Source organism: Streptomyces sp. 796.1 (genome assembly GCF_047525675.1).
Taxonomy (GTDB): Bacteria; Actinomycetota; Actinomycetes; order Streptomycetales; family Streptomycetaceae; genus Streptomyces.
This window is the reverse complement of record NZ_JBLIWA010000016.1, coordinates 56,185-69,435: the sequence shown is the minus strand read 5'-3', so window position 1 is coordinate 69,435 and position 13,251 is coordinate 56,185. Positions and strand designations below refer to the sequence as shown.

General features: G+C 73.1%; 12 protein-coding genes. 5 read left to right on the top strand and 7 right to left on the bottom strand.

Features of this window, described 5'->3' with window-relative positions:
* Window position 1 precedes the first annotated feature (1 nt).
* Both ubiG and ACMA1D_RS13180 read left to right on the top strand, forming a co-directional pair.
* The gene (gene ubiG / locus ACMA1D_RS13185) at window positions 2-775 is read left to right on the top strand and encodes a bifunctional 2-polyprenyl-6-hydroxyphenol methylase/3-demethylubiquinol 3-O-methyltransferase UbiG (RefSeq protein WP_414724114.1); all 774 of its coding nucleotides are present in this window, start codon (window positions 2-4) and stop codon (window positions 773-775) included.
* Entirely contained in the window at window positions 772-2,607 is a 1,836-nt protein-coding gene (locus ACMA1D_RS13180; protein ID WP_414724113.1) for an FAD-dependent monooxygenase, read from the top strand. The genes ubiG and ACMA1D_RS13180 overlap by 4 nt, the downstream gene beginning before the upstream one ends.
* Before the next feature lie 295 nt (window positions 2,608-2,902).
* On the opposite strand, the gene ACMA1D_RS13175 is transcribed toward ACMA1D_RS13180, so the two are convergent.
* The 3 genes from ACMA1D_RS13175 to ACMA1D_RS13165 form a co-directional block, all read right to left on the bottom strand.
* On the bottom strand, window positions 2,903-3,814 hold the full coding sequence (locus ACMA1D_RS13175) for an SDR family oxidoreductase (RefSeq protein ID WP_414724112.1): 912 nt from the start codon (window positions 3,812-3,814) through the stop codon (window positions 2,903-2,905).
* 115 nt (window positions 3,815-3,929) lie between these two features.
* Window positions 3,930-5,318 carry a TolB family protein gene (locus ACMA1D_RS13170; protein ID WP_414724111.1) on the bottom strand — a complete coding sequence of 463 codons (1,389 nt, stop codon included), beginning with the start codon at window positions 5,316-5,318 and terminating at the stop codon, window positions 3,930-3,932.
* Window positions 5,319-5,516: 198 nt separating this feature from the next.
* Window positions 5,517-6,512 (bottom strand): GlxA family transcriptional regulator, encoded by a 996-nt coding sequence (locus ACMA1D_RS13165; RefSeq protein ID WP_414724110.1) that lies wholly within the window; start codon window positions 6,510-6,512, stop codon window positions 5,517-5,519.
* Between the two features lie 71 nt (window positions 6,513-6,583).
* Here ACMA1D_RS13165 and ACMA1D_RS13160 point away from each other — a divergent pair, with 71 nt between their 5' ends.
* A complete protein-coding gene (locus ACMA1D_RS13160) occupies window positions 6,584-8,122 on the top strand; it encodes an MFS transporter (RefSeq protein WP_414724109.1) in 1,539 nt (512 codons plus the stop codon).
* A 138-nt stretch (window positions 8,123-8,260) separates the two neighbouring features.
* Here the strand turns inward: ACMA1D_RS13160 and ACMA1D_RS13155 are convergent, their stop codons facing one another.
* Window positions 8,261-8,899, bottom strand: coding sequence for a TetR/AcrR family transcriptional regulator (locus ACMA1D_RS13155; protein WP_414724108.1), 639 nt, complete (start codon window positions 8,897-8,899; stop codon window positions 8,261-8,263).
* 159 nt (window positions 8,900-9,058) lie between these two features.
* On the opposite strand from ACMA1D_RS13155, the gene ACMA1D_RS13150 reads away from it, so the two are divergent.
* Window positions 9,059-9,901: an SDR family NAD(P)-dependent oxidoreductase gene (locus ACMA1D_RS13150; RefSeq protein ID WP_414724107.1), complete on the top strand. Its 843-nt coding sequence runs from the start codon at window positions 9,059-9,061 to the stop codon at window positions 9,899-9,901.
* Window positions 9,902-10,049: 148 nt separating this feature from the next.
* Here ACMA1D_RS13150 and ACMA1D_RS13145 read toward each other — a convergent pair whose 3' ends face one another.
* The gene (locus ACMA1D_RS13145) at window positions 10,050-10,496 is read right to left on the bottom strand and encodes a winged helix-turn-helix transcriptional regulator (protein WP_414724106.1); all 447 of its coding nucleotides are present in this window, start codon (window positions 10,494-10,496) and stop codon (window positions 10,050-10,052) included.
* Between the two features lie 158 nt (window positions 10,497-10,654).
* Here ACMA1D_RS13145 and ACMA1D_RS13140 point away from each other — a divergent pair, with 158 nt between their 5' ends.
* Window positions 10,655-11,404 (top strand): SDR family NAD(P)-dependent oxidoreductase, encoded by a 750-nt coding sequence (locus ACMA1D_RS13140; RefSeq protein ID WP_414724105.1) that lies wholly within the window; start codon window positions 10,655-10,657, stop codon window positions 11,402-11,404.
* Window positions 11,405-11,438: 34 nt separating this feature from the next.
* On the opposite strand, the gene ACMA1D_RS13135 is transcribed toward ACMA1D_RS13140, so the two are convergent.
* Together ACMA1D_RS13135 and ACMA1D_RS13130 are read right to left on the bottom strand one after the other, a co-directional pair.
* A complete protein-coding gene (locus ACMA1D_RS13135; protein WP_414724104.1) occupies window positions 11,439-12,275 on the bottom strand; it encodes an SDR family oxidoreductase in 837 nt (278 codons plus the stop codon).
* A 152-nt stretch (window positions 12,276-12,427) separates the two neighbouring features.
* Window positions 12,428-13,144: a polysaccharide deacetylase family protein gene (locus ACMA1D_RS13130; RefSeq protein ID WP_414724103.1), complete on the bottom strand. Its 717-nt coding sequence runs from the start codon at window positions 13,142-13,144 to the stop codon at window positions 12,428-12,430.
* Window positions 13,145-13,251 lie beyond the last annotated feature (107 nt).

Genomic DNA, 13,251 nt, shown 5'->3' with positions numbered 1-13,251 from the left:
CATGCCTGTCGACAACGACGTGTACAACCACCTCTCGTGGTGGGACGACAACCAGCCCTTCGCCACCCTGGAGGCGTTCACCCCACCCCGGTTCGACTACTTCCACGAGGTGCTGACCAGCCGGCTCGGCATCGATCTGACCGGTCAGCGGATGCTCGACATCGGGTGTGGTGGCGGGCTGCTCGCCGAGCGGTTCGCGCGGGCGGGCGCCCAGGTCACCGGCGTGGACCCGTCGGGCCCCTCGCTGGAGGCGGCGGCCGAGCACGCCAGGGCCGAAGGGTTGAGCATCCGCTACCGGGAGGGCTTCGCGGAGAAGCTGGACTTCCCCGACGCCTCCTTCGACCTGGTGTACTGCTGCGACACCCTGGAACACGTCACCGACACCAACCAGGCCATCAGCGAGGCGGTGCGGGTCCTCAAGCCCGGTGGCTACTACTTGTACGACACGATCAACCGCACCTTCCGGTCCAAGCTCGGCATGATCAAGATGGCGCAGGACTGGAAGTCCGTCCGCTTCGCGCCCAAGGACCTGCACGACTGGAACGGCTTCATCAAGCCGGCCGAGTTGCACGCCCTCTTCCGCGCGCACGGCCTGCACAACGAGGACCTGGTCGGGTTCGCGTCCAGCAGGCCGCCGCTGGAGTTGCTGCGGGCGATGCGCAGCCGGGCGCGCGGTGAGATCACCTACGGCGAGTTGGGCCGCAGGTTCCAGCTCAAGGCCGCCAAGGACACCTCCGTGATCTACGGCGGCTATGCCAAGAAGGTCGCCCGGTGAGCACCCCGGACACCCCGGGCGCGACCCAGGCGGACCCGGGCTCCGCACCCCCCGCCCGCACCCCCGCACAGGAGGCTGTGACCGTGCACGTACCAGTACTGATCGTGGGCAACGGCCCGGCAGGTCTGACGGCCTCGCTGGCGCTGTCCCGCTACGGGATACGGCACCTGCTGGTCGGCAAGTACGAGACGAGCGCCAACACCCCGCGCGCGCACCTGCTCAACCAGCGTACCGGCGAGATCTGGCGCGACCTCGGCGTGGAGGACGCGGTGCTCGCGGCGGCGACGCCGAGTCCGTTCCTCGCCAACCACGTCTTCATGTCCACTTTCGCGGGCCCAGAGGTGAGCCGGCTCGACGCGTACGGCAACGGACCTGATCGGATCGGCGACTACCGGGCCGCGAGCCCCAGCCAGATGTGCAACCTGCCACAGCACCTGCTGGAGCCGATCCTGGTCCGGGAGGCCGAGCGGGCACATGTGGGCGAGTTGCGGTTCGGCCAGGAGTTCGTGCGCATGAGTCAGGACGCGGACGGGGTCACCGCGGTGATCGCCGACCGGCGCACCGGCCAGGAGTACGAGGTGCGCTGCGACTACCTGATCGGCGCGGACGGCGCCAACAGCCGGGTGATGGAGCAGGCGGGGCTGACCGTCGAGGGCCAGACCGGGCTGGCGAAGGTCGCCTCGATCTGGTTCGAGGCCGATCTGTCGCGCTACTGCGCGGACCGGCCGGCGATCCTCTACATGGGCGCCGTGCCGGGCAACCCGCCCGAGGACGGTCGGGTCTTCGTCAGCATCAAGCCCTGGACCGAGTGGGTCTATCTCCGGTTCTTCGGCCCCGATGAGGAGTTCGACCCGAGCGACCACGAGGAGGTGCTCGGCCACATCAGGGAGAGCATCGGCGACCCCGCGGTCGAGGTGAAGATCAAGCACGTCTCGCCGTGGCAGGTCAATGCGGTCGTCGCCCCCCGGTACGCGTCGGGGCGGGTGTTCTGCGTCGGGGACGCCGTGCACCAGATGCCGCCCACCAACGGCCTCGGGCTCAACTCGGCGGTCGCCGACGCGTACAACCTGTGCTGGAAGCTGCGGCTGGTCCTGGAGGGCACGGCGGGTCCCGAACTGCTGGACACCTACCAGAGCGAGCGGCTGCCGGTCGGTGGGCAGATCGTCGACCGGGCGGTGCGCTCCATGCTGGACTTCCTGGGCATCCCGGCGGCGCTCGGCTTCGAGGCGGGGCAGAGCGCCGCAGAGCAGTCCGCACTACTGCGCGGCCTCGCCGACGACACGCCGGCGGCTGCCGAGCGGCGGGCGGCGCTGGCTGCCGCGACCGACCGGATCAACTACCAGGTCAATGCGCACGGCGTGGAGATCGGCTACCGCTACCGGTCCGGGGCCCGGGTGGACGACGGCACGCCCGAGCCGGTGCAGGAGCGCGACCCCGAGCTGTACTACCAGGCCACCACCTGGCCGGGCGCCCGGCTGCCGCACGCCTGGTTGGAGGACGGCCGGCGCCGTCTCTCCACCCTGGACGTGGTCGGGCGGGGCCGGTTCGTCCTGCTCACCGGCCGTGGCGGCGAGGCGTGGCACGAGGCGGCCCGCGAGGCGTCGCGGCTGACCGGGGTCACGGTGACGGTGCGCACCATCGGCGCGGCCGAGGGGCTGCGCGACCCGTACGGCGCGTGGGAGCGGCAGCGCGAGGTCGCCGCGGACGGCTGTGTGCTGGTGCGCCCGGACGGGCACGTGGCCTGGCGCGCCCAGACCAGTGAGGCGAGCGCCGAGTTGTCGAAGGTGCTGACCGGCTTGCTCGGCGCGCCGCCGGAGCGGGCCCGCGGCTGATGCCGGGCCCGCCGCCCGGTGCGGCGGGCCGGGCCGGGTGGTCCACGAGGGGGCAGGTCACCGCGGCGGTGGCCTGCCCCTCCAGGTCGTGCGGGGAGGTACGGACGCCCGGCCGCCTGTACGGCACCGTGCTGCTGGCTGGTGGGTGGCGTGGTGCCCGGGGAGTGGGGTGGGCGGGGCGGCCAGGGGTCGCGGGTTTCGCGGAGTGGGTTGCCGTGTGGAGGTCGCCCGGACCGACCGGTCAGAACGTTCCACGCCTCGGCCGCGTCCCGGGGGGGCGGGAGCGGTGGCGTGATCAGTTGGTGGTGGCGATGCCTCCCGTGACGGCGATGGTCTCGCCGACGGTGAAGCTGGAGTCGGCCTCGGAGGCCAGGTAGACGTAGACCGGGGCGATCTCCTCGGGCTGTGCGACGCGCCCGAGTGGGCCCTCGCTGCCCAGGTGGGCCAGCCCCTCCTGCGGCATGTTCTGGTCGGCCACGTTCAGCACCGTCCAGGTGGGGCCGGGCGCGACCACGTTCGCGCGAATGCCGTCCTTGGCCAGGTGCTCGGCGATGGACTTGGTGAAGTTGACCAGCGCCGCCTTGGAGGCCCCGTAGTCGATCATGGTGTCGCTGCCCCGGAGGGCTTCCTCGGAAGCGGTGGCGATGATCGCGTCACCCGAGTGGAGGTGCGGGCGGGCGGCCTGGACCAGGTGGTAGTAGGCGTACACGTTGACCTTGAAGGACCTGTCCCAGTCCTCGAAGCTGAGCTGCGAGAGGTCGGTCTGGCTGGTCAGGTGTGCCGCGTTGTTGACGAGGATGTTCAGCCCGCCGAGCTCCCGCACCGTCCGCTCGACCGTCTCCCGGCAGAAGTCGCCGTCGGCCAGGTCACCGGGGAGGAGCAGGCACCTCTGCCCCGCGGCCTGGACCGCCTCCCGGGTCTCCTCGGCGTCCGGTTGCTCTTCCGGCAGGTACACGATGGCCACGTCCGCCCCCTCGCGCGCGTACAGCAGCGCGACCGCACGGCCGATGCCCGAATCACCGCCGGTGATGAGAGCGACCTTGCCGCGCAGCTTGTCCGCGGCACGGTAGCGCTGCGCCTCGTACCGCGGGCGGGGGTGCATGTCCCGCTCCAGTCCCGGGGCCTGCTGCCGCTGCTTGGGGTAGGGCGGTTTCGGCTCCGCATCGCTCTGCGAGCCGATGCTGTCGGTCCTGCCCTTGTCCTGCATAGTCGCGAGCCTCCTACCGGCGTGGATCACATGGCAGTCACGTGTTCCACGAAACCCCCCACGCAAAACTGGTCGGCCCCGGGACGTCGCCCCATCGTCATGCCCTCGCGGACCGTCAGTCGAGGCGGCGGACGAACACGTCGCTGCTGCCGTTGGTGTCGCCCGTCACCAGGTCGGGCGAGTCGCTGACGAAGGCCAGGGCGCGGCCCGCCCGGTCGGGCTGGGCGCCCCAGGAGCCGTCGCTGGGCGAGTCTCCGTCCGGGGTGGAGACCAGCCGGCTGACCTGGCCGCTCTCCAGGTCGCGCTGGTAGGTGTCCCAGGCCGGGTGCGGGTCGCCGGGGGCGAAGTCGGCGTCGGACGCGGTGAAGTAGACGGTGCGGCCGTCGGGGCTGAGGCCGAGCCCGTAGGCGGTGTGCGGCGGGACGCTGCCGTCGGGCAGCAGGATCAGCCGCCGGATGCTGCCGGTGCGCAGGTCCCGCGCGTAGTAGTTCCACACGTCGGCGGGGCCGTCACCGGGGACGATCTGCTGCCCCGAGCTGAACAGCAGGGTGCGGCTGTCGGCCGAGAACGCCAGCTCGTAACTTGCCTTGGCGGGCAGGTCGTCGGTGTTGTACGCGCCGGCCGTGGTCCGCCCGGTGCGGCGGTCGTGCACGCCGAAGGTGACGTACGGCACCGGTCGCTTCGGGGCCGCCGTGGTGTCGGCCGGCGGCGCAGCCGGGGAAGCGGCCCGGGGCCAGGGGAAGAGGGTCCTGGCCTGGGTGGTGAAGGTGACCTGGCGGCCGTCGGGGCTGAGCAGGGACTCGGCGGACGGCCCGTCGCCCTGGCTGCCGTCGGTGGCGACGCTGGCCAGTTCGGTGGTGCCGCGCTGCCGGTCGCGTACGTACACGTCGCCGGTGCCGTTGGTGTCGCGCGGCCCGAAGTCGGCGCGCAGCGAGGTGAAGGAGACGTACCGGCCGTCCGCACTGAGGGACGGTCCGAAGCTGCGGGCGTCCGGGGCGTCCGGGGCCTTGGCGGTGACCAGTTCGGTGCGGCCCCGCTGGCGGTCGCGCAGATAGACGTCGGGGCCCTCGTTGGTGTCGCTCGGTTCGATGGCCGACTCCGCGTCGAAGGCGACGAAGCGCCCGTCGTCGCTCACGGTCAGCCGGCCGCCGAGGCCGGAGGCGAGCGCGCCGTGCGAGCCGACGCTGACCAGGTCGACCGCGCCGGTGCGCAGGTCCTTCGCGTAGATCTGGCTGCCGGTGACGCGGGTGCCTGGCACCAGGTTGGTCGCCTCGCTGAAGAAGACGACCGTCTGTCCGTCGCCGCTGATGGCCGCGGACCTGGAGGCGCCGTTGGCCTGCTGTCCGTCGGCGGTCACACTGACCCGCTCGACGGGGGACGCCGGGCCGGTCGCGGTGGGGGTGGCCCGGGCTTCGGGCCGGTCGGCCGACGGGGCGTGGCCGCGGGCGGGTGCGGCGGGCACGGCGAGGAGGCAGAGCCCCGCCGCCACGAGGGTGGTTCGCATCCGGTTCGGTCGCACGGCGCCTCCCATGGACGTGGGTCCCCCGGGCGGGGACGGCACCCAGCCAAGCCACCGCGGGCGGGCCGGTCAACGGCGGAACACGCCACTTGGCCACGCGTACGGGACCCGTGCGGCGTCCGGGACCCGTGCGGCGTCCGGGACCCGTGCGGTGTACGGCGTTCGGGGCCGGCTGCCGCTCGGTCAGCCGGCCTGGTGTACGCGGAAGGTGCGCCGGTAGGCGGCCGGTGTGGTGCGCAGCGCCTCGTGGAAGCGCCGGCGCAGGTTGACCGCCGATGACAGGCCCACCTTGCGGGCGATGGTCTCCACCGGCAGGTCGGTCTCCTCCAGGAGCGCCCGGGTGGCGGCGATCCGCCGGTCGAGCAGCCAGCGGCCGGGGCTGATGCCCAGTTGTTCGGTGAAGCGGCGGGTCAGCGTGCGGGGCGAGACCTGTGAGCGAAGGGCCATGTCGGCGACGCTGATGGGCTGGTCGAGCCGCTCGGACAGCCAGTCGAGGAGGGGCGCGAGGGAGTCGGTGACCGGCCCCGACGTGGGGAGTTCGGCGTACTGCAACTGGCAGCCCTCGCGGTGCGGCGGCATCACCATGTGGCGGGCCACCCGCAGTGCGTACGCGGCTCCCTGGTCGCGGCTCACCAGGTGCAGGCACAGGTCCACGCCGGCCGCGGCCCCGGCGCTGGTGGCGACGTCGCCGTGGTCCACGTAGAGCACCGCCGGGTCCACCTGCACGCGTGGGAAGCGGCTGGCCAACTCGGCGGCGCGGGCCCAGTGGGTGGCGGCCCGGCGGCCGTCGAGAAGTCCTGCCGCGGCGAGCACGAAGGCACCCGAGCACAGGCTGACGATCCGGGCGCCGCGCCGGTGCGCCGACCTGACGGCGTCGACCACCGCGGGTGACACGGCGCCGCCCGCGTCCTGGCCCTGCGGCCAGCCGGGGACGAGCACGGTGTCCGCCCGCTCCAGGGCAGGAAGACCGCCGGTGACCACCAGGTCGCAGCCGGTCTGGGTGCGCAGCGGGCCCGGGTGTTCGGTGCAGGCGTCGAAGGTGTAGCGGGCGGGGATCTCCGGGCCCGGGCCGCCGAACACCTCGGCCGCGCAGGCGAGCGGGAAGGTGGTCTGCGGGGGGTGCAGCAGGGCCACGACCCGGTGCGGTGCCGGGGGTTGCGACAGCGAGCGAAGCGTCATGGCGCGAAAGTACCCCATCGCGTCGTTCCGGACACTGGGGCGATCGATTGGTCCACACCAGTATGGGAGCCGTGACCACCTCGAAGCCCCAGCCGCCCGACCCGTCTTCGTCGTCCCCCGCGGCGGCTGCGCCGCAGCCGCACCCGTCAGGACCTGCACCGGAACCTGCACGGGCGCGGTCAGCGACGGCCGCGGGGCCCGCGGCCCAGCCGCCCCGACCCCCGCTGTGGGACCGGCGCTTCGCGTACTTCTTCACCGCCCGTACGGTCTCCCAACTCGGTGACGCGATGATGCCGGTGGCCGCCGCGCTCGCGGTCGGCGAACTGTACGGGATCTCCGGGGTGGGGCTGGTCCTCGGCGTGTGGACCGGCACGTTCGTGCTGCTCGTGCTCTTCGGTGGGGTGTTCGCCGACCGGTTCGGCGCGCGGCGGATGATGGTCGGCGCGGATCTGGTCCGGGTGGTCACGCAGGGCGTGTTGGCGGTGGCGTTCTTCGTCGGGTCGCCGCCGTTCTGGCTGCTGATCGCGATGGCGGCGCTGGCCGGCGCCGCGGTGGCGATGTTCCTGCCGGGGATGAACGGGATGGTCCCGCTGATCGCGCGCGAACCGCAGCGCGCCAACGCCACGTTGAAGGTGGCAGACGCGCTCGCCCACCTGCTCGGCCCGGCCCTGGCGGGTCTGCTCATCGCGCTGACCGGCGCCGGCACGGTCTATGCGCTCGACGCCGGCACCTTCTTGCTCAGCGCGCTGTGCCTGGCGCTCATCAGTCTGGCCCCGGCGGGCCGGCCCACGGACGCGCTCGCCACGGCCACGCCGGAGGAGAACGCACTGGCCAGGAATGCCCTGACCACGGACGCGCAGATCACGAACGGGCAGGTCACGGACGCGCGGGCGCCGGCCGAAGTCGCCGCGCGCACCGGCAGTTCGCTCCGGCGCGATCTGCGGCAGGGCTGGCAGGAGTTCCGCGCCCGCACCTGGATGTGGTCGGTGATCTTGATCTGGGTGGTCTTCGGCGTGCTGCTCTTCGGCCCCCTCGTACCGCTCAGCTCCGACCTCATCGGCGACCGGCTCGGGGCGAACTCCTACGGCCTCGCGGTCTCGTTCCTGGGCGCCGGTACCGTGCTCGGCGGCCTGGTCGCGCTCCGGGTGCACCCGGCCAGGCCACTGGCCGCCGGCGCGCTGGCGATGGTGCTGTACGCGGCGTTGCCGCTGTGCGTGGCGCTGAGCGCCGGGCTGCCGGTCCTGCTCGTCGGCCACGTCGTCGGCGGTGCCGCGCTGGCGTTCTGGTCGGTGATGTGGGCGACGAGCGTGCAGACCCACACCCCGCCGGCGGTGCTGAACCGGGTCTCCGCGTACGAGTTGGCCGGCTCGGTCTCCGGCATCTCGCTCGGCCAACTCCTGGCCGGCCCGGCCCTCGCCCTGGCCTCCCCGCAGCGGCTGCTCCTGGTGTCGGCGGGCGCCTGCCTGGTGGGGTGTGCCGCGCTGCTGGCCACCCCGGCGGTCCGTCGACTGCACCGGGTGTCCACCGTGGACGGCGCACCGGGGGCGGCGGACGGCACGGCGGTGCGGGCCGAAGCGCCGGGGAAGCCACCCGAGCCGGTGGGGGCGTAGCGGCACCGCGACCACCGAAGCCCTGCTTACGCGCCGCCACCTCTCCCCGCGTCGGAGCCCCGACCGGCCCGGTCAGCCCCGGCCCCCAGCCGGCCGGGGGCCTGGGAGCCCCCCGGGCCAGGGCCAGACAGCCAAGGGTCAGGCCGTGCCTTCGGGGCCGGGCAACGGCCGCTGCCCGGGGTGGGCGCGGAGCCCGTCGAGAACGATCGCCAGGTAGCGTCGCCACAGCTGTGGTGACTGTTCGCCGGGCAGCGACAGCACGGCGTCGACCATCGCGGCGATCGGTGCGATGTCAGCCCCGGTGACGCCGGCGCGCAGTGCGCCCTGGGCGCGGGCCCGCTCCACCAGGTGCTCGCAGTGCGCCGCGATCTCCGCTCTCGCGCGCGCGAGGCCGGCGGCTTCCACGTGGCCCTGCCGCATGAGTTCACGCAGGCCACGGTTGTACGCCGCCCGCTCCAGGGCCCGTTCGATGAAGCCGGCCAGGGCGTCGAAGGCGTCGTCCTCCGCCCTGGCCGCCCGGGCCATCGCCGCGATCTCGGCCAGCTCTTCCCCGTAGACCGCCTCGGCGAGCGTCTGCTTGTCGCGGTACTTGCGGTAGACGGTGCCCACTCCCAGGCCGGCGTGGTGCGCGACGTCGTTGAGGGTGGCCTGGAGGCCGCGTGCGGCGAACACCTCGCGCCCGGCCCTGATGATGCGTTGGCGGTTGAGCTCCGCGTCCCGCCGCAGCGGTCGCCCTCCCGTGACGGCGACTTCTTCATCCTCACGCTGACTGCCCATGCACGACTCCTCGTACCGACCCCGGCCGAACCGGATATGACTTATCCGGTTCCATGGTACGGTCCCGGCAAGCGGATACGGCGTATCCGCATAGCGATTCCGTGGCGCCGGGCCGCGCTCCTGCCGCCGCCCGGGCCCACAGGAGAAGGGGAGCCAGGGATGCAGATCGTGGTCATCACCGGGGGGACGGACGGGCTCGGCAGAGGGCTGGCCCTGCACTACCTGCGGCAGGGCGCGCGGGTGGTGGCCATCGGCAGCACGCCGGCGAAGGGCGAGTCCCTGCTCGCCGAGGCGGCGGCCCTCCCGGCCGGCGGCCACGCCACCTTCCTGCGGGCCGACCTGACGTCCGTCGCCGCAACCGAGCAACTCCTCACCACGCTGGAAAACACCTGCCCCGTGGTGGACAAGCTCGTGCTGTGCGCCCAGCGGTACCGCCTCTTCGGCCCGCGCAAGGTCACCGACGAAGGGTTCGAGCACAGCTTCGCCCTCGCCTACCTGAGCCGGTTCCTGCTGAGCCACGGGCTGCGGGACAGGCTGGAGGCCGCGCAGCGCCCCGTCGTCATGAACGTCGGAACCCCCGGCGTCCCCCTGGGCCGGATCCACTGGGACGACCTGCAACTCACCCGGCGCTACGGCGGCACCAAGGCCACCTTGCAGTCCTTCCGCGCCAACGACCTGCTGGGCGTCGCCTTCGCCGCCCTGCACCCCGACACCAGCATCCGTTACGTCGGATACCACCCCGGCGTCGTCGCGACCGACATGCCCAACCACCTTCCCGCGCCGCTACGGGCCCTGACCAAGGCGACCTTCACCGTCTTCGCCACCCCCGTGCCGAAGGCCGTGGCCCCCATGGTCCGCCTGCTGGACGAGCCGCCGCGCGAGCGGTTCACCGCGTACCAGAAGAAGCGTCAACTCCCTTGCACGGCAAAGGCGTTCGACCAGGAAGCAGCACTGCGCCTGCACCGCGTCACCGAGGGCCTGCTGCGCGGCTGGTCCGCGTAGCGGGTCCGCGCCGACGGGGTGGGCGCCGGGCCCGCCGGCGACGGGGTGGGCGCGACAGCCGACCGCGCCCACCCCGGCCACCTGCCCCGGTTCGCGGTCGCCAGCGGGGCACAGCCGGTCGCGCCCGGCCGACCGGCCGGGGGCGCGCTCAGGTCGGCGTCCGCGCGGAGTGGGCGGTGTCGTAGTGGAGCCGGTTGTCGTCGATCTCCTGGCGGTGGGTTGTGGCCCACCGGCCGAGGGTGGCGACGGAGTCCAACAGGGTGGTGCCGAGCGTGGTGAGCGCGTATTCCACGTGCGGTGGGACGGTGGGGTGGACGGTGCGGGTGAGCAGGCCGTCGCGTTCGAGTTGGCGCAGCGTCAGGGTGAGCATGCGCTGGGAGATGCCGTCGACGGCGCGGTGGAGTTCGCTGAACCGCAGGGTGCGATCCCGCAGGTGACCGATGACCAGGATGCTCCACTTGTTTCCGACCAACGAGATGATCTGGAGCACCTGCCGGCACTCCGCCACGCCCGACCCGTCGTTGGGCACCTGCGCCCCCGGCGGTGGGGCGGTGCGCTGCTGCGGGTCCCGGGCGGTGTTCTGGTGCGTCGCCAAGGGTTACCTCCGTGTGCGTCACCGACATTGATGTGCCGTCTTGTTGCGGCCTGTCAGGGCACCAATCATGGGGCCACGTACGGACGGTAAGCCTCCTGCACCCCGCCGTCGCGCGCATCGGGTGCGGGCCGTCGTGGTGCCCGAGGAGAGGGATGGTCGTGGACAAGACGCTCGTGGTGGTCGGTGCGGGCCCCAGGTTGGGGATGGGGGTGGCCCGGGCGTTCGGCCGCCGCGGGTTCCGGGTCGCCCTCGTCGCCCGCACCCGGAGCACGCTGGACACGCTGGTGGCGGAGCTGACCGGCCTCGGCGTCAGCGCCGCCGCGTTCCCTGCCGATGTTCGCGACCCGGCCGCGCTGACCGCGGCGCTGACCGCGGCCCGGGCGAACTTGGGCCCGATCGACGTACTCGAATTCAGCCCGAGCCCGACCGGGTCGATCACCCACGCCGCCCGGACCACGGTCGAATCGGCCCTCGCCCAGTTCGAGTTGCACGTCCTGGGCGCGGTGACGGCGGTGCGCGCGGTGCTGCCGGAGATGCAGGCACGGGCCGCCGGCACGGTACTGCTGACCACCGGCGTCTCCTCCACCGTGCCCGCCCCGTTCCTGGCCAATGTGGGCCTGGCCATGGCCGGGCTGCGGAACTGGGCACACGCCTTGCACACCGAACTGGGACCGCAGGGCATCCACGTGGCCACGGTGAGGATCGCCACCGGCATCGTCCCCGGCGGCGGTGAGTCCGACCCGGGCGCCATCGGCGACCGCTACTACGACCTCTACGAACGGCGGGACCGGGTGGAGGAGGTCATCGGCGACCCGGACGCCTTCCGCGCCCTGGTCGCCGCGACCCGCCCGGGACAGAACCCGACAGCCCCGCCGACCGTAACGGCCCCGGCCGACACCGCGGGCTGACCCCCGGCCGGGCCGACCGCGGCAGGCCCACAGGTCAGCGGAAGGCGGCGACGTGCTCCGTCGCCCACTGCTCGAAGGTGCGGGCCGGCACCCCGGTGACCTGCTCGACCGTGTCGCGCACCCGCAGCAACTCCGCGGTGACGTCCCCGCCGGTGACGTCGAGCACCGCGTCGGCGGCCTCGGCGCCGTACACCAGCGCGAGCCGCGCGTGCGCCGCCTCCCGGCTGATCTCGGTGAACCCCACCTCACGCGCCAGGGCCGCCGCGATGGCGGCGACCTGCTGCCGCGGCGGGACGGGGGCCGGCCCGGTCAGTGCGTAGGTGTGGCCGTGGTGGCGGCTCGGGTCGGTGAGCGCCGCCCGGGCCACCGACGCGATGTCGGCCGGGTCGATGGTGGGCAGTGCGGTGTCCGCGTACGGCGCGCTGACGGTCGCGTCGGCGCGGATGGAGTCCGCCCACTGGTAGGTGTTGGACGCGAACTGGGTCGGCCGCAGGATCGTCCACCCCATGCCGCTGCCCTTCAGGTGCTCCTCAACTTGCCGGTGGGCGGCGGCGGGTGCCAGCCGCGGGTGGGTCTGCACGGTGATGGAGGAGACCAGCACCGTGTGCTCAACGCCCGCCTCCCGGGCGGCCCGCAGCAAGTCGGCGTCCGGACCCAGGTGCGGTACGAGAAAGAGCGCCCGCACACCCGTCAGCGCCGCAGCCCAGGACACCGGGTCCGTGAGGCTGCCCTCGACGGCCGTCACCCCCGCCGGGAAGGTGGCGCGGCTGGCGTCGCGGGTCAGGGCGCGAACCGGCCCGACCCCGCTGGCGTCCAACTGGGCCAGCAGGTCGGTGCCGATGTTTCCGGTGGCTGCGGTCACGAGGATCATGGCTGGGTGTCTCCGTCGTCGGGTCGCCGGGTGGGCACGCCGTCCGGTCCTGTGACCGGCGGCGCGGCGACGTGGGAGACGCTAGGAGTTGCAGCGCGGTTGAAGTCAAGCCTCCCGCAACGCGGGCCCGGCCGCACCCGACCGCGCCCGGCTCAGGAGGAGCCGGGTACGTACTCCCGCAGCTTCGCCGGCTTGAGGCCGGCCGCGTCCGCCGCGGCCAGTACCCGCCGGAGGTCGCCCTCCAACTGGGCACCCATGTGCAGCAGGACGACGTCCCCGCGACGTAGCTCCGGCATCGGCGGGGTCCACGGGCCCCAGGTGGTCAGGTCGTGCGTCCAGGTCACCACGGCCTTGGCGCCGCACGCGGTGGCGGCGGTGCGGGTGTCGTCGTTGTAGTACGGCCAGTTGTGGTCCTGGCCGCCCGCCGGCCGGAACAGTTGCGGACTGTCCCCGAAGGCGGCGAGTTGCTGATCGCGGGCGCCGCAGATCTCGGCCCGCTGCTCGGCCGCGCTCAGCGTGGTCATGTCGCGGTGGGTGACGGTGTGGTTCTCCACCCGGGCCGGGCTGTGGGCGAGCAGCGTACGGAAGTAGTCCTTGTCCCGCTGGTAGGCGCCGGGCAACAGGAACAGTGAGGCGGGAACCTGCCGGTCGATCAGCAACTTCTGCGCGCCGGCGGCAGACTCGGTGTCCCAGCCGTCATCGATGGTGATGAACAGGACCGGGTCGTCGGTGTCGATGCGGGTGTGGACGGGGGCGGGCGCTGGCGGGGCTGCCGCTGACGCACCGGTCACGGCCTGGGCCGGACCGGCAAGCCCGATGGGCAACAGCAGCGCCGCGAGTACGGCCAGCTTTCCACGGAGTCTCCACATGGGCCACATGATTGGTACAGACCACCCTGCTGTCAATGGCGTAGCCGTGGTGGGCTTCGCCGTCGAGAGGTGGTCTGCCGGGGGGACCAGCCGGGCTCGGCTCCCCG